At 71.9% G+C, this 21,056-nt stretch carries 15 protein-coding genes, 1 pseudogene and 1 riboswitch; of the genes and pseudogenes, 11 read left to right on the top strand and 5 right to left on the bottom strand.

Annotated elements, in window-relative coordinates:
• Positions 1-199 precede the first annotated feature (199 nt).
• From ACFWPS_RS39815 to ACFWPS_RS39800, 4 genes are all read left to right on the top strand, one after another.
• Positions 200-1,603, top strand: coding sequence for a M16 family metallopeptidase (locus ACFWPS_RS39815; RefSeq protein ID WP_383714949.1), 1,404 nt, complete (start codon positions 200-202; stop codon positions 1,601-1,603).
• Positions 1,600-2,988, top strand: coding sequence for a M16 family metallopeptidase (locus tag ACFWPS_RS39810; protein ID WP_383714946.1), 1,389 nt, complete (start codon positions 1,600-1,602; stop codon positions 2,986-2,988). The genes ACFWPS_RS39815 and ACFWPS_RS39810 overlap by 4 nt, the downstream gene beginning before the upstream one ends.
• Before the next feature lie 191 nt (positions 2,989-3,179).
• Positions 3,180-3,343, top strand: a riboswitch (cyclic di-AMP (ydaO/yuaA leader).
• A 12-nt stretch (positions 3,344-3,355) separates the two neighbouring features.
• Entirely contained in the window at positions 3,356-4,111 is a 756-nt protein-coding gene (locus tag ACFWPS_RS39805) for a M23 family metallopeptidase (RefSeq protein WP_383714943.1), read from the top strand.
• A 393-nt stretch (positions 4,112-4,504) separates the two neighbouring features.
• Entirely contained in the window at positions 4,505-5,200 is a 696-nt protein-coding gene (locus ACFWPS_RS39800; RefSeq protein WP_383714940.1) for a GntR family transcriptional regulator, read from the top strand.
• Between the two features lie 315 nt (positions 5,201-5,515).
• Here ACFWPS_RS39800 and ACFWPS_RS39795 read toward each other — a convergent pair whose 3' ends face one another.
• Positions 5,516-5,797 carry an HPr family phosphocarrier protein gene (locus ACFWPS_RS39795; RefSeq protein ID WP_383714938.1) on the bottom strand — a complete coding sequence of 94 codons (282 nt, stop codon included), beginning with the start codon at positions 5,795-5,797 and terminating at the stop codon, positions 5,516-5,518.
• Between the two features lie 176 nt (positions 5,798-5,973).
• On the opposite strand from ACFWPS_RS39795, the gene ACFWPS_RS39790 reads away from it, so the two are divergent.
• The 4 genes from ACFWPS_RS39790 (at position 5,974) to ACFWPS_RS39775 (ending at position 11,499) form a co-directional block, all read left to right on the top strand.
• The gene (locus ACFWPS_RS39790) at positions 5,974-8,892 is read left to right on the top strand and encodes a GNAT family N-acetyltransferase (protein ID WP_383714935.1); all 2,919 of its coding nucleotides are present in this window, start codon (positions 5,974-5,976) and stop codon (positions 8,890-8,892) included.
• 134 nt (positions 8,893-9,026) lie between these two features.
• Entirely contained in the window at positions 9,027-9,614 is a 588-nt protein-coding gene (locus ACFWPS_RS39785; RefSeq protein WP_089104457.1) for a DUF5998 family protein, read from the top strand.
• Positions 9,614-10,807, top strand: coding sequence for an alkaline phosphatase family protein (locus ACFWPS_RS39780; protein WP_383714932.1), 1,194 nt, complete (start codon positions 9,614-9,616; stop codon positions 10,805-10,807). The genes ACFWPS_RS39785 and ACFWPS_RS39780 overlap by 1 nt, the downstream gene beginning before the upstream one ends.
• A gap of 41 nt (positions 10,808-10,848) precedes the next feature.
• Positions 10,849-11,499 carry a thymidine kinase gene (locus tag ACFWPS_RS39775; protein WP_383714930.1) on the top strand — a complete coding sequence of 217 codons (651 nt, stop codon included), beginning with the start codon at positions 10,849-10,851 and terminating at the stop codon, positions 11,497-11,499.
• Positions 11,500-11,983: 484 nt separating this feature from the next.
• On the opposite strand, the gene ACFWPS_RS39770 is transcribed toward ACFWPS_RS39775, so the two are convergent.
• From ACFWPS_RS39770 to ACFWPS_RS39760, 3 genes are all read right to left on the bottom strand, one after another.
• Positions 11,984-12,226 carry a DUF5302 domain-containing protein gene (locus ACFWPS_RS39770; protein ID WP_383714928.1) on the bottom strand — a complete coding sequence of 81 codons (243 nt, stop codon included), beginning with the start codon at positions 12,224-12,226 and terminating at the stop codon, positions 11,984-11,986.
• A 110-nt stretch (positions 12,227-12,336) separates the two neighbouring features.
• On the bottom strand, positions 12,337-13,752 hold the full coding sequence (locus ACFWPS_RS39765; protein WP_383714925.1) for a DEAD/DEAH box helicase: 1,416 nt from the start codon (positions 13,750-13,752) through the stop codon (positions 12,337-12,339).
• Between the two features lie 541 nt (positions 13,753-14,293).
• On the bottom strand, positions 14,294-15,520 hold the full coding sequence (locus ACFWPS_RS39760; protein WP_383714923.1) for an IS110 family transposase: 1,227 nt from the start codon (positions 15,518-15,520) through the stop codon (positions 14,294-14,296).
• A 559-nt stretch (positions 15,521-16,079) separates the two neighbouring features.
• Here ACFWPS_RS39760 and ACFWPS_RS39755 point away from each other — a divergent pair.
• Both ACFWPS_RS39755 and ACFWPS_RS39750 read left to right on the top strand, forming a co-directional pair.
• A pseudogene (locus ACFWPS_RS39755) lies at positions 16,080-16,346 on the top strand (thymidine kinase); the annotation flags it as partial.
• A 220-nt stretch (positions 16,347-16,566) separates the two neighbouring features.
• The gene (locus ACFWPS_RS39750) at positions 16,567-18,978 is read left to right on the top strand and encodes an endonuclease/exonuclease/phosphatase family protein (protein ID WP_383715040.1); all 2,412 of its coding nucleotides are present in this window, start codon (positions 16,567-16,569) and stop codon (positions 18,976-18,978) included.
• 63 nt (positions 18,979-19,041) lie between these two features.
• Here the strand turns inward: ACFWPS_RS39750 and ACFWPS_RS39745 are convergent, their stop codons facing one another.
• Positions 19,042-19,845: a VOC family protein gene (locus ACFWPS_RS39745; protein WP_383714921.1), complete on the bottom strand. Its 804-nt coding sequence runs from the start codon at positions 19,843-19,845 to the stop codon at positions 19,042-19,044.
• 313 nt (positions 19,846-20,158) lie between these two features.
• Between ACFWPS_RS39745 and ACFWPS_RS39740 the strand changes: the two genes are divergently transcribed.
• Positions 20,159-21,001 carry a sulfurtransferase gene (locus ACFWPS_RS39740; RefSeq protein ID WP_383714919.1) on the top strand — a complete coding sequence of 281 codons (843 nt, stop codon included), beginning with the start codon at positions 20,159-20,161 and terminating at the stop codon, positions 20,999-21,001.
• The last annotated feature ends 55 nt before the right edge of the window (positions 21,002-21,056 follow it).

Here is a 21,056-nt window from a genome sequence, read left to right as displayed (position 1 = left end):
CCCGGTCTACGCGGGCCCGCCCCGGTGCCGGAAGCCGTCACAGAGCGGGTGGGACGCAGGCTACGCGATCCGCCGGGGCGATCCGCTCTGGGCGTACGTCGTGCGGGAACTTCGCCGGGTCCCCGCGCGCTTGCATACAGTGGCAGGACCGGCAGAAAAACCGCGGTTCGAGACCGCTTCCGCGAGCGAAGGGACGTACATGCCCATGGGTCACACGACCACGGCCGAGACAGGCTCCGGAGGCCTGGCAGCGACCGAGCACCGCTTGGCCAACGGTCTGCGCGTGGTGCTCTCCGAGGACCACCTGACCCCGGTCGCGGCGGTCTGCCTCTGGTACGACGTCGGTTCCCGGCACGAAGTCAAGGGCCGTACCGGCCTGGCTCACCTTTTCGAGCACCTGATGTTCCAGGGCTCCGCCCAGGTGAAGGGCAACGGCCACTTCGAGCTCGTCCAGGGTGCCGGCGGCTCGCTCAACGGCACCACCAGCTTCGAGCGCACCAACTACTTCGAGACCATGCCCGCCCACCAGCTGGAGCTCGCCCTCTGGCTGGAGGCCGACCGCATGGGCTCGCTGCTCGCCGCCCTGGACGACGAGTCGATGGAGAACCAGCGGGACGTCGTCAAGAACGAGCGCCGTCAGCGCTACGACAACGTCCCCTACGGCACGGCCTTCGAGAAGCTGACCGCGCTCGCCTACCCGGAGGGCCACCCCTACCACCACACGCCGATCGGCTCGATGGCGGACCTGGACGCGGCCACCCTGGAGGACGCGCGCGCGTTCTTCCGCACCTACTACGCGCCCAACAACGCCGTCCTGTCGGTCGTCGGCGACATCGACCCGGAGCAGACCCTCGCCTGGGTCGAGAAGTACTTCGGTTCCATCCCGGCGCACGACGGCAAGCCCGTCCCGCGCGACGGCTCGCTGCCCGACATCATGGGCGAGCAGCTGCGCGAGGTCGTCGTCGAGGAGGTCCCCGCGCGGGCGCTGATGGCCGCCTACCGGCTCCCGGAGGACGGCACACGCGTGTCCGACGCGGCCGACCTGGCCCTCACCGTCCTCGGCGGCGGCGAGTCCTCCCGCCTCTACAACCGCCTGGTACGGCGCGACCGTACGGCCGTCGCGGCCGGCTTCGGCCTGCTGCGGCTCGCCGGGGCGCCCTCCCTGGGCTGGCTGGACGTGAAGACCTCCGGTGACGTCGAGGTGCCGGTCATCGAGGCCGCCATCGACGAGGAGCTCGCCCGGTTCGCCGAGGACGGCCCGACACCCGAGGAAATGGAGCGCGCCCAGGCCCAGTTGGAACGCGAGTGGCTGGACCGGCTGGGCACCGTCGCGGGCCGAGCGGACGAACTGTGCCGCTTCGCCGTCCTGTTCGGCGACCCGCAGCTCGCCCTGACCGCCGTCCAGCGCGTCCTCCAGGTCACCGCCGAGGACGTCCAGGAGGTGGCCAAGGCCCGGCTGCGTCCCGACAACCGCGCGGTGCTCGTCTACGAGCCGCTGTCCGCGGAGTCCGCGGAGCACACCGAGGAGGCGGGGCGCGGCGAGGACCCGGAGCAGGAAGCGACCGTAGAGGCCGGCAACGAGAACGAGGAGACGGCCAAGTGACCGAGCTCGCCACCATGGACTTCCACCCTCAGCCGCAGCCGGGCGAGGCCAAGCCCTGGGCCTTCCCGGCCCCGGAGCGCGGCACCCTGGACAACGGCCTGACCGTGCTGCGCTGCCACCGCCCGGGCCAGCAGGTCGTCGCCGTCGAGGTGCTCCTGGACGCGCCCCTGGACGCCGAGCCGGCCGGCCTGGACGGCGTCGCCACCATCATGTCGCGCGCCTTCTCCGAGGGCACCGACAAGCACTCCGCCGAGGAGTACGCCGCCGAGCTGGAGCGGGCCGGCGCCACCCTCGACGCGCACGCCGACCACCCCGGCGTCCGCATCAGCCTGGAGGTCCCGGCCTCCCGGCTCGCCAAGGGCCTCGGGCTGCTCTCCGACGCCCTCAGGGCGCCCGCCTTCGCCGACAGCGAGGTCGAGCGGCTGGTCCGCAACCGCCTCGACGAGATCCCGCACGAGCTGGCCAACCCCAGCCGCCGGGCCGCCAAGGAGCTCTACAAGCAGCTGTTCCCGGCCACCGCGCGGATGTCCCGCCCGCGCCAGGGCACCGAGGACACCGTCGAGAAGATCGACGCGGCCGCCGTGCGTGCCTTCTACGACCGGCACGTCCGCCCCGCCACGGCCACCGCGGTCGTCGTCGGCGACCTGACCGGCATCGACCTGGACGAGCTGCTCGGCGAGACCCTCGGCGCCTGGCGCGCCGCCACCGGGCAGCCCCGCCCGGTCCCGTCCGTGACCGCCGACGACACCGGCCGGGTCGTCATCGTGGACCGCCCGGGCGCCGTTCAGACCCAGTTGCTCATCGGCCGCGTCGGCTCCGACCGGCACGACCGTGTCTGGCCCGCCCAGGTGCTCGGCACCTACTGCCTGGGCGGCACCCTCACCTCCCGCCTGGACCGCGTCCTGCGCGAGGAGAAGGGCTACACCTACGGCGTCCGCTCGTTCGGGCAGGTGCTGCGGTCCGCCCCCGACGGCACCGGTGTCTCGATGCTCGCCATCAGCGGCTCCGTGGACACCCCGAACACCGGTCCGGCCCTGACGGACCTGTGGACGGTGCTGCGCACGCTCGCCGCCGACGGCCTCACGGACGCCGAGCGCGACGTGGCCGTGCAGAACCTCGTCGGGGTGGCGCCGCTCAAGTACGAGACGGCGGCGGCCGTCGCGGGCACCCTGGCCGACCAGGTCGAGCAGTACCTGCCCGACGACTTCCAGGCGACGCTGTACCGGCAACTGGCCGCCACCGGCACGGTGGAGGCCACCGCGGCGGTGGTGAACGCCTTCCCGGTGGACCGCCTGGTGACCGTCCTCGTCGGGGACGCGGCGCAGATCAAGGAGCCCGTCGAGGCCCTCGGGATCGGCGAAGTCACCGTCGTCGCCGCGGAGTAGGGCACACGCGGGTGAAGAGCCCTGGTGACCGTCGGGTCATCAGGGCTCTCGCATGTCCGAATTGAGGTGGAGGTTGCCTGTCTGCCCTGTGGGATGCGCTACAAAAACGGCGTTCCGTTTGGGCGGGGGACGAGCGGCCTCGTAGGTTCTTCCGGGCTGTCCGTCAGGCAGTGCGCCGCATCCGCGGCACCGGACAGTCATCGCCGAGTCCCCGTACGGCGCGAGCCAGGGGAGCCGGGGACCCATGCAGTCCCTGGGGTGAATCGGGCGCCCGCGCGTGTCGCGAGGGGGCCCGTAGGAGACCTTCCTGCTCCGAACCCGTCAGCTAACCCGGTAGGCGAGAGGGAAGGAAAGGACCAGCCTCTACATGGCGTTCATGTGCGCCTCCGGGAAGCACCGTCGTCCCGGCCGGGTGAAGCGCACCACCGCGCAGGCCGCCGGTATCGCGGCCCTCACCACCACGGGTGTCGTCGGCACCGTCTCGGCCGCCCCGGCGCTCGCCGCCGAGAACTCCGTCGAGCAGACCGGCCTCACCCCGGTCATCACGATCAGCGACTCCGTCGCCGAGCAGATCGACGCCCAGGCCGCCGCCCAGAAGGCCGTCGCCGAGCGCAAGGCGGCCGAGGAGGCCGCCCGCAAGAAGGCCGCGGAGCAGGCCAGGAAGGAGCGCGCGGCCAAGGCACGCGCCGCCCGCGAGGCCGAGCGCAAGCGCCTCAACACCTTCGTCGCGCCGATCAGCGACTCCTACGTCTCCACCGGCTACAAGACCGGCGGCTCCCTGTGGTCCTCCGGCGCCCACACCGGCATCGACTTCCACGCCGCCAGCGGCACGGTCGTACACGCCGTCGGCACCGGCACGGTCGTCTCCACCGGTTGGGGCGGGGCGTACGGCAACGAGATCGTCATCAAGATGGCCGACGGCATGTACACCCAGTACGGCCACCTCTCGTCCATCGGCGTCTCGGTCGGCCAGAAGGTCACCCCGGGCCAGCAGATCGGCCTCTCCGGCGCGACCGGCAACACCACCGGCCCCCACCTCCACTTCGAGGCCCGCACCACCCCGGACTACGGCTCCGACGTCGACCCGGTCGCCTACCTCCGCAAGCACGGCGTGAACGTCTGACGGCAGTCGGACGCGGGCCCCGCACCGAGACCGACGGGCCGAGCGCCCTTTGCGGGATGCGGGTGCGTCGTGGCTGGTCGCGCAGTTCCCCGCGCCCCTTCAGGGGCGCGGGGCTGTTTCCGATTTGCGGCTGCCGCCGCGTGGGCGCGAGCAACCCCCACGCACCCGCACCCGACCACCAAGGCGAACCCGGCAGAGCACTGCGGAAGCAACCCGCGAGATCTTCCGGAGCCCCGGCCCCTGTGCCGGGGCTTTCGTCGTTTTCGTGCACCCGGTGTCCAAAATATATCCCTGGATTCCGGCCCGCCGTCGGAAATTCCGGCTCATTGCAATAGAGTCACGGAACGGGCGCCACTCGGCGGCGTTTCACGGGGATTAAGGCGGAGGTCGGTCATGCGTATTCCGGCGCACTCGGTATGCACAGCGATCCGGGACGACATCGTCGCGGGTGTCTACGAGCGCGGCAGCCGGCTCACCGAGGAACTCCTGGCCCGCCGCTACGGGGTCTCGCGCGTCCCCGTCCGCGAGGCCCTGCGCACCCTGGAGGCCGAGGGCTTCGTCGTGACGCGCCGGCACGCGGGCGCGTGCGTCGCCGAACCGACCGAGCAGGAGGCCGCCGACCTGCTGGAGATGCGCATGCTCCTGGAGCCGCTCGGCGCCTCCCGGGCCGCCCAGCGCCGCACCGAGGCCCACCTCAAGGTGCTGCGCGGACTGGTCCGGCTGGGGCAGGAGCGGGCCAGGCGGGGAAACAGCGAGGATCTGCGCTCCCTGGGCGGCTGGTTCCACGAGACCCTTGCGCAGGCCTCCGGCAGCCACGCGCTGACCTCGACGCTCACCCAGCTGCGGCACAAGATCGCCTGGATGTACACCGTGGAGACGCCCGCCAACCCCGTGGAGTCCTGGACGGAGCACGGCGCCATCGTGGACGCGGTGGCGCGCGGCGACGCCGAGCGGGCCCGGGCGGTCACGGCCCTGCACACCGAGCGCTCGGCGGTCTCCCACCGGCTGCGCTTTTCCGGTACCACCGAACGGGCGAACGGTGTGAGGACTTCGCAACACTCCGTAAACATGTCGGGCCTGCGGCATTAACACGCGCACCGTATACAAAGAGATGTTATTCGGCGGGGTCTGTTTTCGCTGCCCCAATTCATGCGCGCCGGGAATTCACGGTCGCGCTTCTTTCGTGCGCTCGCGGTAAAGCCGGGCGCCGGGGCCTTCGCAAAGTCCGGGACGGGGCCGTCGTAAAGCCGGGCGCGGCCCTGTCGTGAAGTCATGTGCGGGTGTCATGGAATTGCGGCACATGACGAGTGGCCCGGTGCGGACTCCGGGGCTGAGGGGGAAACGGCGGGGCCGCGCCGCCCCTTGGGGGAGTGGCGCGGCCCCGGACGTGCGGGCGCCGGGCGCTCAGACGGTCTCGGGGAGCTCCTCGAGACCCTCGGCGACCAGCTTGGCCAGGCGGTCGAGAGCGGCGTCCGCGCCCTCGGCGTCGGAGACGAGGACGATCTCCTCGCCACCCTGGGCGCCCAGCCCCAGGACAGCCAGCATGGAGGCCGCGTTGACGGGGTTGCCCCCGGCCTTGGCGATCGTGACCGGGACGCCTGCGGCCGTGGCGGCTCGGACGAAGATGGAAGCGGGGCGGGCGTGGAGGCCCTCGGCCCAGCCGACGTTGACGCGGCGCTCAGCCATGTGATGCTGCCCTTCGGTGTTCAGGGTTGTCTAGACCAGTTTCCCATATCGTGAAGCATGCCCGGAGGGGACGTAAGCCCCTCCGGGTGTGTCGTCGGACCGCGGCCTCGGTCCGGCTTCCGTCCTCCACAGACTGCCTCGCGCCGTTGTCGGACGCGAGCCGTACTCTGGGGCCCATGCAGACCCCGGCGGACCCGCAGGACCGGCACGAGTACCCGTCCCACTGGGAGGCTGACGTGGTGCTGCGCGACGGCGGTACCGCACGCATCCGGCCCATCACCGTTGATGACGCCGACCGCCTGGTCAGCTTCTACGAGCAGGTCTCGGACGAGTCGAAGTACTACCGCTTCTTCGCGCCCTACCCCAGGCTCTCCGCCAAGGACGTCCACCGCTTCACGCACCACGACTTTGTGGACAGGGTGGGACTCGCGGCCACCATCGGCGGCGAGTTCATCGCAACCGTACGCTATGACCGCATTGGCGCCGACGGGACGCCCGCCTCGGCGCCCGCCGACGAGGCCGAGGTCGCCTTCCTCGTCCAGGACGCCCACCAGGGGCGCGGCGTCGCCTCCGCCCTGCTTGAGCACATCGCGGCCGTCGCGCGCGAGCGCGGGATCCGCCGCTTCGCAGCCGAGGTGCTGCCCGCCAACTCCAAGATGATCAAGGTGTTCACGGACGCCGGATACACCCAGCAGCGCAGCTTCGAGGACGGCGTCGTCCGCCTGGAGTTCGACCTGGAGCCCACGGACCGCTCGGTCGCCGTCCAGCGCGCGCGGGAGCAGCGCGCGGAGGCCCGCTCGGTACGACGGCTGCTCGCACCCGGTTCCGTGGCGGTGATCGGCGTCGGCCGCGCACCCGGCGGGGTCGGCCGCAGCGTCCTCGGCAACCTCCGGGACGCCGGCTTCACCGGCCGCCTGCACGCCGTGAACCAGGCCTTCCCGGAAGACCTCAAGGAGATCGACGGGGTGCCGACGCACCGCTCGGTGAGGGACATCGACGGCCCTGTCGACCTCGCGGTGGTCGCCGTACCCGCCGAGCACGTGCCCGAGGTCGTCACCGAGTGCGGCGAGCACGGCGTCCAGGGGCTCGTCGTCCTCGCGGCCGGGTACGCGGAGAGCGGCCCCGACGGCCGTGAGCGCCAGCGCGCCCTCGTCCGGCAGGCGCGCACGTACGGCATGCGCATCATCGGTCCCAACGCCTTCGGGATCATCAACACCGCGGACGACGTCCGGCTGAACGCCTCCCTCGCGCCCGAGATGCCCCGCCCCGGCCGCATCGGCCTGTTCGCCCAGTCCGGCGCCATCGGCATCGCCCTGCTGTCCCGGCTGCACCGGCGCGGCGGCGGTGTCACCGGCACCACGGGCGTCTCCACCTTCGTGTCGTCCGGCAACCGCGCGGACGTCTCCGGCAACGACGTCCTCCAGTACTGGTACGACGACCCCGAGACCGACGTCGTCCTCATGTACCTGGAGTCCATCGGCAACCCCCGCAAGTTCACGCGCCTCGCCCGGCGGACGGGGGCGGCGAAGCCGCTGGTCGTGGTGCAGGGCGCGGGGGCGCCGGCCGGGCACGCGGTACGGGCGACGCGGCTGCCGCACGCCACGGTGTCCGCGCTGCTGCGGCAGGCCGGGGTGATCCGCGTCGACACCATCACCGAGCTGGTCGACGCGGGGCTGCTGCTCGCGCGGCAGCCGCTGCCGGCCGGGCCGCGGGTGGCGATCCTCGGCAACTCGGAGTCGCTCGGGCTGCTCACGTACGACCGGTGCCTGGCCGAGGGGCTGCGGCCGGCCCGGCCGCTGGACCTGACGACGCGGGCGACCGCCGCGGACTTCCACCGGGCGCTGTCGCAGGCACTGGCGGACGAGTCGTGCGACGCGGTGGTCGTCACGGCGATCCCGACGATCGGGGAGGGGGCCGTGGGGGATCCGGAACTGGCGGAGGCGCTGCGGTCTGCCGCCGAAGAGGTTCCGGGGAAGCCGGTGCTTGTGGTGCACGTGGAGCTCGGGGGGCTTGCGGAGGCGTTGTCGGCTGCGGGCCGTACCGCACCGCAGGTGGGTGCATCGGCACCCGGCACTGGTGGCGGTCCCCACCCTCCCCCACTCTCGGCTTCGCTCGAGCGGGGGGACCCCCATCGCCCTGCGGAACGCCTGCCCACCGCGGCAACGGCGGGAGCGGAGGCACCGTCCGTCACGCTGCCGCGGTCCCCGAAGACCCTCGCCCCCCACCCCTGCTCCCGCCTGATCCCCGCCTACCCCGCCGCCGAGCGGGCCGTCCGGGCCCTCGCCGAAGCCGTGAAGTACGGGCAGTGGCGGCGGGAGGCCGCCGAACCCGGGAAGGTGCCCGAGTACGACGACATCGACGAGAGGGGCGCCGCCGAGCTGATCGGCGGGCTGCTCGAACGCGGGGAGGGGCTCACCATCGGGGTCGAGGAGACCTGCCGGCTCCTCGGCAGGTACGGCATCGACGTGCACCGTGCGCTGCCCGCCCCCACCCCCGACGCCGCCGTCGGAGCCGCCCGAGCCCTCGGCTATCCCGTCGCCCTCAAAGCCACCGCTCCCCATCTGCGCCACCGCGCCGACCTGGGCGGAGTGCGGCTCGACCTGGCGGACGAAGAGCAACTGCGCCGGGCGTACGACGAGTTGAGCGAGCTGTACGGGACGCCCGAGGAGCTGCGGCCGGTGGTGCAGCGGATGGCGCCCCGGGGCGTGGACACCGTCGTACGGGCCGTGATCGACCCGGCCGCCGGGGCCGTGGTGTCCTTCGGCCTCGCGGGGGCCGCCTCGCAGCTGCTCGGGGACATGGCGCACCGGCTGGTTCCGGTCACCGACCGGGACGCCACCTCACTGGTGCGTTCGATCCGGACCGCGCCCCTGCTGTTCGGCTGGCGCGGTTCGGCGCCCGTCGACACGCCCGCCCTGGAGGAGCTGCTGCTCAGGGTCTCCCGGCTGGTCGACGACCACCCCGAGGTCGTCGCGGTCACCCTGGAACCGGTCGTGGTCGCCCGGCAGGGCGTGAGCGTCCTGGGGGCCACCGTCCGTCTCGCGCCACCGCCGGCCCGTGACGATCTGGGCCCGCGCACACTGCCCGCCTACTGACCGCCGGCCGACCGAGTCGAACGCCCGCACCCGTCGGCCGCGTTCGACTCGGCAGCGCGCGACGCACGGCCGCGTCGGACGCGGCCGTGCGCGACTGGCCCGGGTCCCCTTGCCCACGGATTAAGATGGACGCCATGGCCAAGACCAGTACGACGACCCAGGGGCTGCGTGTCGCGATCGAGCGCAGCGGCTACTACCCGGCCCTCGTGGCCGAGGCGGTGGAGGCCGCCATCGGCGGCGAGCCGATCCGGTCGTACCTGGTCCATCAGGAGACGACGTTCGACCAGAACGAGGTGCGGCGGCATGTGACCGTGCTCGTCCTCACCGGCAACCGCTTCATCGTCAGCCACACCGACGAGCAGGCGGCCGACAGCACCTCCCCGACGCCGTACGCCACCACCTCGACCGAGTCGGTCAAGCTCGGCCGGATCTCGTCGGTCGTGGTCAGCCGGGTCGTGGCCAACCCGGAGCAGTACACGCCGGGCACCCTGCCCCGCGAGATCGTGCTGACCATCGGCTGGGGCGCCGTCTCCCGCATCGACCTGGAGCCCGCCGCCTGCGGCGACCCCAACTGCGAGGCCGACCACGGCTACACCGGCAACTCCACGGCGGACGACCTCAGCCTGCGGGTCAGCGAGGCCGGGGACGGCCCGGAGACGGTGCGCCAGGCGCTCGTCTTCGCGCAGGCCATCTCCGAAGCGACCGCGGACGTCACCCGCTGATGGCGTACGCCGCCTGGGACCATCCGGAACCCCTCGCCCTCGACTCCGCGCCGCTCCCCGAGTACGGCAGCGGCTCCCTCGCCGACCTGCTGCCCACCCTGGCCGCGGGCATGGCCGTACCCGGAATGACCGCGTCGATCACGGAGCTGACGCCCGCCGACCGCAACTGCGTCTTCCTGATCGACGGGCTCGGCTGGGAGCAGATCAAGGCGCATCCGGACGAGGCGCCCTACCTCACCGCCCTGCTCGGCAGCTCGCGCGGCGGCACCGGACGGCCGATCACCGCCGGCTACCCGGCCACCACCGCGACCTCCCTCGCCTCCATCGGCACCGGCCTGCCGCCCGGCGCGCACGGCCTGCCCGGTTACACGGTCCGCAATCCGCAGACCCGGGAGCTGATGAACCAGCTGCGCTGGCAGCCCTGGACCGACCCGGCCGCCTGGCAGCCGTACCCCACCGTCTTCCAGCTCGCCCAGGACGCCGGGGTGCACTCCGCGCAGGTGTCCTCCCCGCACTTCCAGCACACCCCGCTCACCAAGGTCGCGCTCAGCGGCGGAACGTTTCATGGGCGGCTGACCGGCGAGGAGCGCATGGACCTGGCGGCGGAGCAACTCGCCGCCGCCGACCGCTCCCTGGTGTACACGTACTACGCCGAGCTGGACGGTGCAGGGCACCGCTACGGCGTGGACTCCGACACCTGGCGCGGCCAGTTGATGCACGTCGACCGGCTGGTCCAGCGGCTCGCCGAGCAGCTTCCGCCGCGCAGCGCGCTGTACGTCACCGCCGACCACGGCATGGTCGACATCCCGTTCGACGAACAGCACCGCATCGACTTCGACGAGGACTGGGAGCTGAAGGCGGGCGTCGCCCTGCTCGGCGGCGAGGGCCGGGCCCGGCACGTCTACGCGGTGCCCGGCGCCTCGAACGACGTCCTGACCTGCTGGCGCGAGGTGCTCGGCGAGCAGTTCTGGGTGGCCTCGCGGGACGAGGCGATCACGGCCGGCTGGTTCGGCTCGCCGGACCGGTTCGACGAGCGGGTGTACGACCGGATCGGCGACGTCGTCGCGGCCGCGCACGACGACGTCCTGATCATCGCCTCCGAGCGGGAGCCCAAGGAGTCGGCGATGGTCGGCAACCACGGCTCGATGACCCCCGCGGAGCAGCTCGTGCCGCTGCTCGAAGTACGCTCCTAGAACCCTCGATTCCACCACCCCCGAAAGGTGCTCAACTTCCAATGCCCGAGCTGGTGTTCTTCTCCGGAACGATGGACTGCGGGAAGTCGACGCTGGCTCTCCAGATCGAGCACAACCGGTCGGCGCGCGGCCTGGTCGGCATGATCTTCAGCCGCGACGACCGCGCGGGCCACGGCAAGCTCTCCTCCCGCCTCGGCCTGGTCACGGACGCCGTGGAGGTCGAGGACGGCCAGGACCTGTACGCCTACCTGGTCGACCACCTCTCGCAGGGCGGCCGCGCGGACTACGTCATCGCCGACGAGGCGCAGTTCCTGGCGCCGGAGCAGATCGACCAGCTCGCGCGCGTGGTCGACGACCTGGGCCTGGACGTCTACGCGTTCGGCATCACCACCGACTTCCGCTCCAAGCTGTTCCCCGGCTCCCAGCGGCTGGTGGAGCTGGCCGACCGGGTCGAGGTGCTCCAGGTCGAGGCCCTCTGCTGGTGCGGCGCCCGCGCCACCCACAACGCCCGCACGGTCGACGGCGAGATGGTCGTCGAGGGCGCCCAGGTGGTCGTGGGGGATGTCAACGGATCGGCCGGAAAGGTCGGTTACGAGGTGCTGTGCCGACGTCATCACCGCCGCCGCATGACGAGCGCCGCTGCGCGTGCCGGCGAGCTCTCGCCGGACGTCCTGCCGTTCGCCCCCTCTTGAGCCTCGAACCTGCCTGCCGCGCCGTTGACGGCGGTCATGGTGATACGTGGCGGTTGCCAGCCGCCGGTCCGGCGCCCGCCACCCCAGAAGCGACCTGTGCGTGGTCTGGGACCGGTGCTTGGCTGGCCGAGCGCGTCACACTACGGCAGCCCCCGACCTGGACCTGCGGCTCGGCGTGCCCGCAGCCGCCGCGTCCCCGGCCGCGCGCCCGGTGACTCTCGCCGACGGAACGAACTCGCTTACGATGTCCTGATCCTGGGCCGCAAACTGAGCGGCACTGACAAGACCAAGTCCACCGCGGCGACGCCATCGACCCACGCCGACCGCGGTGGGGCCCGTGTCCACAGGTGGAGACCGTCGGCTACGACCTCACCGGCAACCGGCACTCGGGTATGCGAACCTCCCGGGCCTCGGCACAGGGCGCGCGAGTCCGTGGCGTCCAGAGGGTGTGCTGCAGGGCGGCCAGATCGCGGAACTGATTGACTCAGCCGCCGCTCTTGCGCCGGAACGACCGCTGGCTCGCAGCCGGGCCGTGCGCCCCACGGACCTTCGACGCATCGGCGTTCGCAGCAAGGTCAGCGGCGTCCGCCTGCACACCGCGCTTGCGCGCCAGGGCTTCCCGGAACTTGCGTTTCAGGTCGTAGTTACCGTCGCTGTCGGGTGCCAGAGCGGACGTCTCGGGGTCGAGCGGCTCCGAATCTTCTTTGGATGCAGAGTCTGCGGTCATGGTGACCTCCTGGGCTCGGGCAGTGGGAAGCACAGCTTGTCATGCCGGGCGCAGTGCGAGGCACAAGCAACATCATCTTGGCTCCGGCTTCGGCGGGTAGCGCCTGGCTCTCAGCCGCCGCGACGCACCAGGGCCGCCTTGCGGGCCTCGGCGAGCTTGCGGGCCTCACCGGCCTTTCGGGACTTGCCGCCGGCGCCGCGGGAGGTGTCCTTGCTGGTGCCAAGGCCACGGAAGGGAGCGTTGGTGTTCTTGGGCCGGGGCGCGGCGGGCCCGCCGTCGAGCGGGGTACCGGAGGGGGCCTTGGCCCCGGTGATCCGGCTCAGCTCCGCCTCGCCCGAGCGCACCTTGGTGATGGTCGGCTCGATGCCGGCCTCTGCCATCAGCCGGCTCGTCTCGCGGCGCTGGCCCGACAGCACCAACGTGACGACGCTGCCGGACTCACCGGCTCGGGCGGTGCGGCCGGCGCGGTGCACATAGTCCTTGGGGTCGGTGGGCGGGTCGACGTTGACCACGAGATCGAGGTCGTCGACGTGCAGGCCACGGGCCGCGACATCGGTCGCCACCAGGACGGTGATCTGGCCGTTCTTGAACTGCGCCAGGGCCCGTGTGCGCTGCGGCTGGGACTTGCCGCTGTGCAGGGCCGCGGCGTGCACTCCGCTGGCCCGCAGATGCCGGGTGAGCTGGTCGACCGCGTGCTTGGTGTCCAGGAACAGCAGTACGCGGCCGTCGCGGGCGGCGATCTCCGTTGTGACGGCGTACCGGTCGGGGCCGTGGACGACCAGAACATGGTGCTCCGTCGTCGTGACTGCGCCCACGACCGGGTCGACCGAGTGGACGACGGGGTCGTGGAGGTAGCGGCGGACAAGCTGGTCGACGTCGCGGTCCAGAGTGGCCGAGAACAGCATCCGCTGGCCATCGGGATGCACCTGGTCAAGCACCTCGGTGACCTGCGGCAGGAAGCCCATGTCGCACATCTGGTCGGCTTCGTCGAGGACGGTGGTCCGTACTCGTCCCAGGCGGCAGGCCCTGCGCTCGATGAGGTCGTGCAGACGGCCGGGGGTGGCTACGACGACCTCGGCCCCGTCGCGCAGCGCAGCGGCCTGCCGGCCGATCGACATGCCGCCGACGACCGTGGCCATCCGCAGCCGGAGCGCGTCGGCGTACGGCGCGAGCGCCTCGGTGACCTGTTGGGCCAGCTCCCGGGTGGGCACCAGGACCAGAGCGAGGGGCTGCTTCGGGTCCGCGCGCCGCCCGGCCGTCCGTGAGAGCAGCGGCAGGCCGAAGGCGAGTGTCTTGCCCGATCCGGTGCGCCCGCGCCCCAGGATGTCGCGTCCCACGAGGGCGTCGGGCAGCGTGGCCGCTTGGATCGGGAAGGGCTCGCGCAGACCGAGTTCGCCAAGCGTTCGCAGCACCTCGACCGGCAGGTCCAGGTCGGCGAAGGAAGCGACAGGGGGCACCGTTGGGGCGGTGGCCACAGGCGGGGCGAGATCGCCGTTGGAGGCGCCGGGGCGGTCGGGGTGATTCATGAAGAGCCTTCCGCATGGGGAACGTACCGAGGAAGGCCCGGTAGGAACGAGCAGTCGACGAACAAGAGGAACCGGACAGGCAGGATCGCCCGCCGTCACGAGCACGCAAAATGATGAGGCTAACACAAAGCGACAGCCTCGCGTCCCGAGATCGAGGCCCGGCGGTCCCGGCCTCAGTCGGCCGTCTGCCCGCTCCTTCCCCCGGCTGTCGGCCCCTGCGCGGTCCGACCCGCTCTACACTTCTCCAACTTGCACCCCAAGGTTTCGTGACAACGTGATCAAGTCCAGTCCGCTCGCTGATTCGGCCCAGGCGCGGGACGGACCGAGTTCAGCATGGCGTTGTCGGGCTTCGCGTGATGCGGATCGAGGTCCAGTCCGGGGTGCCGCCTTGGCCGCGGTGCCGGCGACCTGGGAGGTGCCGCCCAGGAGTTCGATGCACGAGGTGCCGCTGGCGTCGACGGAGCCATCAGATCGCAGCAGGGTGACGACGATGCCGAGTTGCACGGGGACGGCGGTGTCAGACACCCCATGTCGTTTGGTGTCAAGCGGCATGCGGGTGGGTGTGGTGCGACCATGCGGTCGCTTCGTCGTAGAGGGTGCGGGTCTTGAGGCATCCGTGGAGGATGCCGACGAGGCGGTTGCCGAGCTGGTGGAGGGCGGGGTTGTAGGCCGCCTCGCGGGCGCGTTGCCTGTCGTAGTAGTGACGGGCTCCGGGGGAGGCCCGCAGGGCTGCGAACGCCTGGCGCTGGAGGGCGTCGGCGAGCCGGTTGTTGCGGACGTAGCGGGCCTGGACGGTGTGGCTCTTGCCGGAGGCCCGGGTGGTCGGGCTGGTGCCGGCGTAGTTCTTGCGGGCCTTCGCGGACGCGTAGCGGGTGGGGTCGTCTCCGAACTCAGCGAGCACCCGGGCGCCGGTGATCTCCGCGATGCCGGGCATCGAGAGGTAGATCTCAGCGTCCGGGTGCGCCAGAAAATGGGCCTTCACCTGCACTTCCATCGCGTCTATCTGTTCGTTGAGCGTGATGATCAGCCGCGCGTGAGCCGTGGCGGTGGCCGCGTAGGCGGCGGTGACCGGCTCGGGCAGGTCGAGCTGCGGCTCGCGCAGGGCTGTCTGGACCGTGGCCGCCTTCGCGTCGCGGTGGCGGCGGCGGTGACGGGCCAGGACAGCGGTGATCTGGGTGCGCGTCAGCTTCACCGCGGCCGCGGGGGTGGGCGCCTTGATCAGCAGTTCCAGGGCGTCCGTGCTGGTCAGCTCCAGGTCCGCGTAGGCGGACAGGGCCGCGGGGAAGTACTCCCGCAGCGTGCTGCGCAGCCGCTGGAAGGTGCGGGTGCGTTCCCGGATCAGGGTCTGGTGGGCGCGGGCGACGACCTTGACCGCCTGGGCCTGCTCACTGTCGCCGGCGACCGGCCGCAGCTGGTCCCGGTCGATACGGACCATGTCCGCGAGCGCGTGCGCGTCGCCCTTGTCGCTCTTGGCGCCGGACGTGCCGTACCGCTCCTTGAACCGGGCAACCTGCCTCGGGTTGATCGCGTAGACCTGGTAGCCGGAGGCGATCAGCGCCTGCACCCACGAACCCCGGTCGGTCTCGATCCCCACCACCACCGCAGCCGGATCCAGGTCCCCGCCGCCGTGCTTCGCCAGGAGCTCGTGCAGTTTCGCGATCCCCTGTACGCCCTCCGACAGCCTGGCCGCCGCGAGTTTCCGGCCCGCATCATCCTGGACCTCGACGTCATGATGGTCTTCGGCCCAGTCATCGCCGATCAGCAGCAACTTCCCCTCCTCGCACGGCACTTCGCTTCCTGCAGCCAGCGGAAGGCGGCGCGCGGCCCAATGGATCCAGTGCTCACGCCCCACTGCCCGGCGGGCACGCCACCCCATCAGCGGTCTGGCCTCCCGGCCGACCAGCAGGGGCACGGTCTGACACCAGAACTCGACTACTTCCGGCGAGGTAAGTGCTCACCTGCTGGCGGCTACAGCACCGAGTCTCTCCGACCCGGCAAGTCCCATTAGGCGAGTGCGATGCGACGGTGCCGGCGATGTAGATGCCGGGGGTGTCGATGGACGGGTCGGTGGGGTCGGCGTTGGCGAGGTGCACGGTGTAGTCGCCGACGGTACAGGTGCGCGCGAGGGCCCGGTGCTGGATGGAGGAGAGGGCTGCACTGGCGGAGGCTTGTGCTGCCGCAGTTGTGTAGGGGCGGCGGTGCCGTGCTTGCCTGGGTCGAGGGTCTGGTCAACGATCTTGTCAGAGCCGAAGCAGCCGCTGGACAGCTGCGACGGGTCGTTGGTCGTGATGATCCAGCCGTCGGCGTCGGTGTGGCTGACGCCGACGTTCCCCGGCTCCCAGCGGCTGGTGGAGCTGGCCGACCGGGTCGAGGTGCTCCAGGTCGAGGCCCTCTGCTGGTGCGCCACCCACAATGCCCGCACGGTCGACGGCGAGATGGTCGTCGAGGGCGCCCAGGTGGTCGTGGGGGATGTCAACGGATCGGCCGGAAAGGTCGGTTACGAGGTGCTGTGCCGACGCCACCACCGCAAGCGCATGACGAGCGCGACAGCGCGCGCGGCCGCCCTGTCGCCCGACGTCCTGCCGGTCACGTAGGACCGGCCGCAGACCGCCGACGGCGTCCCGCGCCGCCAACCGCCTCTGCGTTCCCTGGAATTAACCCACGGCATCTTGGCGATCCGGCGTCTACACGCGTAACTTGAGCCCGCCTCCCCCCACACGCCCGGTTCAAGCACCGCCCGTCCGCGGTGTGTTGAAGCATCCGACGTCCGAGGAGACCGCCAGCGTGTCCAGACCCGCAGGGAACAGATCCCGTATGCGCCGCGCCGCCTACCCGCTGATCTCCGTGAGCGTGGCGAGCGCGTTCGCGATGACCGCCCTTCCCGCCGCGTACGCCACGCCGTCCGCCACGGCGGTGATCGCCGAGGTGTACGGCGGTGGCGGCAACTCCGGCGCGACCCTGACCCGGGACTTCGTCGAGCTCGGCAACGCCGGGTCCGCGGCCTACGACCTGGCCGGCTACAGCGTGCAGTACCTGCCCGGTTCGCCGTCGTCGTCCTCGCAGTGGCAGGTGACCGCGCTCGGCGGCTCGGTCGCCCCCGGTGGCCGTTTCCTCGTCGCCGAGTCGCAGGGCAGCGGTGGTACGACTGCCCTGCCGACCGCGGACGCGACCGGCACGATCGCGATGAGCGCGACCACCGGCACCATCGCCCTGGTCTCCGGCACCACCGCGCTGACCTGCAAGACCGCCGCCGACTGCGCGGCCGACAGCCGCATCGTCGACCTGGTCGGCTACGGCACCGCGGTGGTCCGCGAGGGCAGCGGCCCGGTCACCGGCGCCTCCAACACCGCCTCCGTGGCACGGGCCGACACCCTGGCCGACACCGACGACAACGCGGCGGACCTCACCGCCGGCACCCCTTCCCCGGTCAACGCGGCCGGACAGACCCCGGGTTCGGGCGACGGGGACGGCGGGGGCGGCGACGACCCGACCCAGCCGGGCACCGTCCGCATCCACGACATCCAGGGCACCACCCGCAGGTCCCCGCTCGCCGGGCAGACCGTCGCCAAGGTGCCGGGCATCGTCACCGGCGTCCGCACGACCGGCTCCAAGGGCTACTGGATCCAGGATCCGACGCCCGACGCCGACCCGCGCACCAGCGAAGGTGTCTTCGTCTACACCGGCTCGGCCACCCCCACCGTGGCGGTCGGCGACTCGGTGCTGGTCAGCGGCAAGGTCAGCGAGTACTACCCGAGCAGCACCAGCCAGTCGGTCACCGAGCTCGACGGCCCGACCGCGACCGTCCTCTCCAGCGGCAACGCGCTGCCCGCCCCCGTCACCCTGGACCCGGCCTCCGTCCCGGACGCGTACATCCCCACCGCCGACGGCGGCAGCATCGAGTCCCTCGCCCTCCAGCCGACCGTCTACGCCCAGGACTTCTACGAGTCCCTGGAGGGCATGCGGACGACGTTCGCCGACGACCGTGTGGTCGGCGCGAGCGACGCGTACGGCGAACTCTGGGTGACCGTCAAGCCCGACGAGAACCCGACCCTCCGCGGCGGCACCCTCTACTCCTCCTACGACCAGCCCAACACCGGCCGTGTCGAGGTGATGTCCCTCGACACCACCACCGCCTTCCCTGCGGCCAACGTGGGTGACGAACTGTCCGGCACCACCACCGGCCCGCTCGACTACTCCACCTACGGCGGATACAACGTCCAGGCCACCCAGCTCGGCACCCTGATCGACAACGGCCTCAAGCGGGAGGTGACCCGCCGCCAGAAGGGCGACGAACTCGCGGTCGCCACCTACAACGTGGAGAACCTGGACGCGCTGGACGACCAGGAGAAGTTCGACCGGCTCGCCGAGGGCGTCGCGGTCAACCTCAACTCGCCCGACATCGTCGCCCTGGAGGAGATCCAGGACGACAACGGTGCGACGGACGACGGCACTGTCACCGCCGAGGCGACCCTCAAGCGGTTCACCGACGCCATCCGCGCGGCAGGCGGCCCGCGTTACTCCTGGCGCTACATCGCGCCCGAGAACGACCAGGACGGCGGCGAGCCCGGCGGCAACATCCGCCAGGTCTTCCTCTTCAACCCCAAGCGGGTCTCCTTCACCGACCGGCCCGGCGGCGACGCGACCACGGGCACCAGTGTGGTCAAGACCCGCAAGGGCGCCCGACTCACCTACTCCCCGGGCCGGATCGACCCGGCCAGTGACGCCTGGGACGACAGCCGCAAGCCGCTGGTGGGCGAGTTCGTCTTCCAGGGCCGGACCGTCTTCGTCGTCGCCAACCACTTCGTCTCCAAGGGCGGCGACCAGCTCCTGCACGGCCGCTACCAGCCGCCGGCCCGCAGCTCGGAGACCCAGCGCGCGGCCCAGGCCACCGAGGTCAACACCTTCGTCAAGTCCCTGCTCGCGGCGGACGAGGACGCCAAGGCCGTGGTCCTCGGCGACCTGAACGACTACGAGTTCTCGCAGACGGTGACCACGCTCACGGACGGCGGCGTCCTGACCCCGCTGATCACCACCCTGCCGGCCGCCGAGCGCTACACCTACGTGTACGACGGCAACTCGCAGACCCTGGACCACATCCTGACCAGCCCGGCGGTGACCCGCTTCGACTACGACGTGGTGCACATCAACGCCGAGTTCGCCGACCAGGCCAGCGACCACGACCCGCAGATCGTACGGATCGACGTCAGCAGGTGCCGTAGGCGCTGACCGGCGTCACCGTGGCGTGGGACGGGCGGGCTCGTGCCGTTCCACGCCGGTGCCGGGGTGGGCTCAGCGCGGGCTCTGGATCACGGAGAAGATCGCGCCCTCCGGGTCGGCCACCGTCGCGACCCGCCCGTGTGCGCTGTCCCGGGCCGGCTTCAGCACCTGCCCGCCCAGCTCGGCGACCTCCCGCAGGGCCGCGTCCGCGTCGGCCACCTCGAAGTACGTCAGCCAGTGCGGTCCCCGGTCCCGGGGCAGCGAGAGGCCGACGCCGTGGATGCCGGCCACCGGGCGGCCCCCTACGTGCAGGGTCACGTAGTCGAAGCCGGCGGACACCACCGGCTCCTCCTCGTAACCGAACACCGTCTCGTAGAACTTGGCGACGCTCGACGTCTCGAAGGTGAGCAGCTCGTCCCAGACGGGCGTGCCGGGGACACCGGTCAGGGCCGTGCCGAGGTGGGCCGATCCCTGCCAGATCCCGAACACCGCGCCCGAGGGGTCGGAGGCGATGGCCATCCGCCCCGCCTCCGCCGCGTCCAGCGGGCCCACGCCCACCGTGCCGCCGCACAGCCGGGCCGTCTCGGCCGTCAGGTCCACGTCGTCCGAGGCGAAGTACGGCGTCCAGGCGATCGGCAGATGCAGGTCCGGCGGCAGCTGCCCGATGCCGGCGACCTCCCGCCCGTCGAGCAGGGCCCGGACATGAGGGCCGAGCTGCTGGGATCCGGGCTCGAACTCCCAACCGAACAGTGCTCCGTAGAACTCCTCGGTCGCGGTCAATCCGTGCACCATCAGACTCACCCAGCAGGGGGTGCCGGGCGCGCGCCGAGCGTGCGTGTCGCCGTTCGGGCCGGCCGCTCCCCGTACCTCGGTCATCGTCACTCTCTCCTCGGCCCCTCGCGGTGGCCGTGTCGCTTCCGCTGTCCGGACCGGTTGTGCCGCAGCCGCGGACACGCCCCGTGCCGATGCTCGCACCCTCCGTGTCGACTTGCGTCCACGGCCGTGGGGCGGCTTCGCCGCGAGGATGCCTGATCTGCCGTTTCTCGCCCGTTTCCGGTCGATTGCCGCCGGGTGTCCATCAGCTGTACAGCATGTGCCCGATCCCGTACGCCCGGTGATCGAGCCTGTCCGGCCGAGCAGAGTAGTCGTACCTGGACGATGCGGCCACCCCTGGCGTAAGGATGGGGCCATGGAAGCCATCATCACCGCAACCGAACTCGCCGCCGACCTGACCGGGCCGACCCCGCCCGTCCTGCTGGACGTCCGCTGGCAGCTGACGCCGCCCGGCACACCGCCCTTCGACGGCCGGGCGGCCTACGCGGCCGGGCATCTGCCGGGCGCCGTGTACGTGCACCTGGACGGCGAACTCGCCTCCGCGCCCGGCGGGAACGGCCGGCATCCGCTGCCCGACCTGGCCGTCTTCGGCGCGGCGATGCGCCGCGCGGGGGTCTCGGCGGGCCGGCCGGTCGTCGTCTACGACGGCGGACAGGGCTGGGCGGCGGCGCGCGCCTGGTGGCTGCTGCGCTGGACGGGTCACCCGGACGTGCGGGTCCTCGACGGGGGGTTGCCGTCCTGGGAGGGTGCTCTTTCGGCTGACGTGACCGAACCGGCCGAGGGCGACTTCGAACCGGCCGCGGGTGCCGGGCAGTTGCTCGACGCGGACGGGGCGGCGGCGCTGGCCCGCTCGGGTGTGCTGTTCGACGCCCGCGCGGGGGAGCGGTACCGGGGTGACGTGGAGCCGATCGACCGGGTCGGCGGCCACATCCCGGGCGCCGTGTCGGCGCCGACCACCGAGAACGTCGGCCCGGACGGCCGCTTCCTGTCCGGTGCCGAACTCCGCGACCGCTTCAAGGGCCTGGGCGCCGCAGAGGGGACCGAGGTGGGCGTGTACTGCGGTTCGGGCGTCTCCGGTGCTCACGAGGTGCTGGCGCTGGCCGTCGCGGGCATTCCGGCGGCGCTCTACGTCGGTTCGTGGTCGGAGTGGTCCGCCGACCCGTCCCGTCCGGTGGCGGTCGGCCCCGACCCGCAGTAGCGCGGCAGAAGGCAACAGGAAGAGGGAGGCACGCACGCGTGCCTCCCTCTTCCTG

This window comes from Streptomyces sp. NPDC058457 (genome assembly GCF_042720695.1).
Classification (GTDB): Bacteria; Actinomycetota; Actinomycetes; order Streptomycetales; family Streptomycetaceae; genus Streptomyces.
The sequence above is the reverse complement of the archived record's forward strand: the minus strand, read 5'-3'. Positions and strand labels throughout refer to the sequence as shown.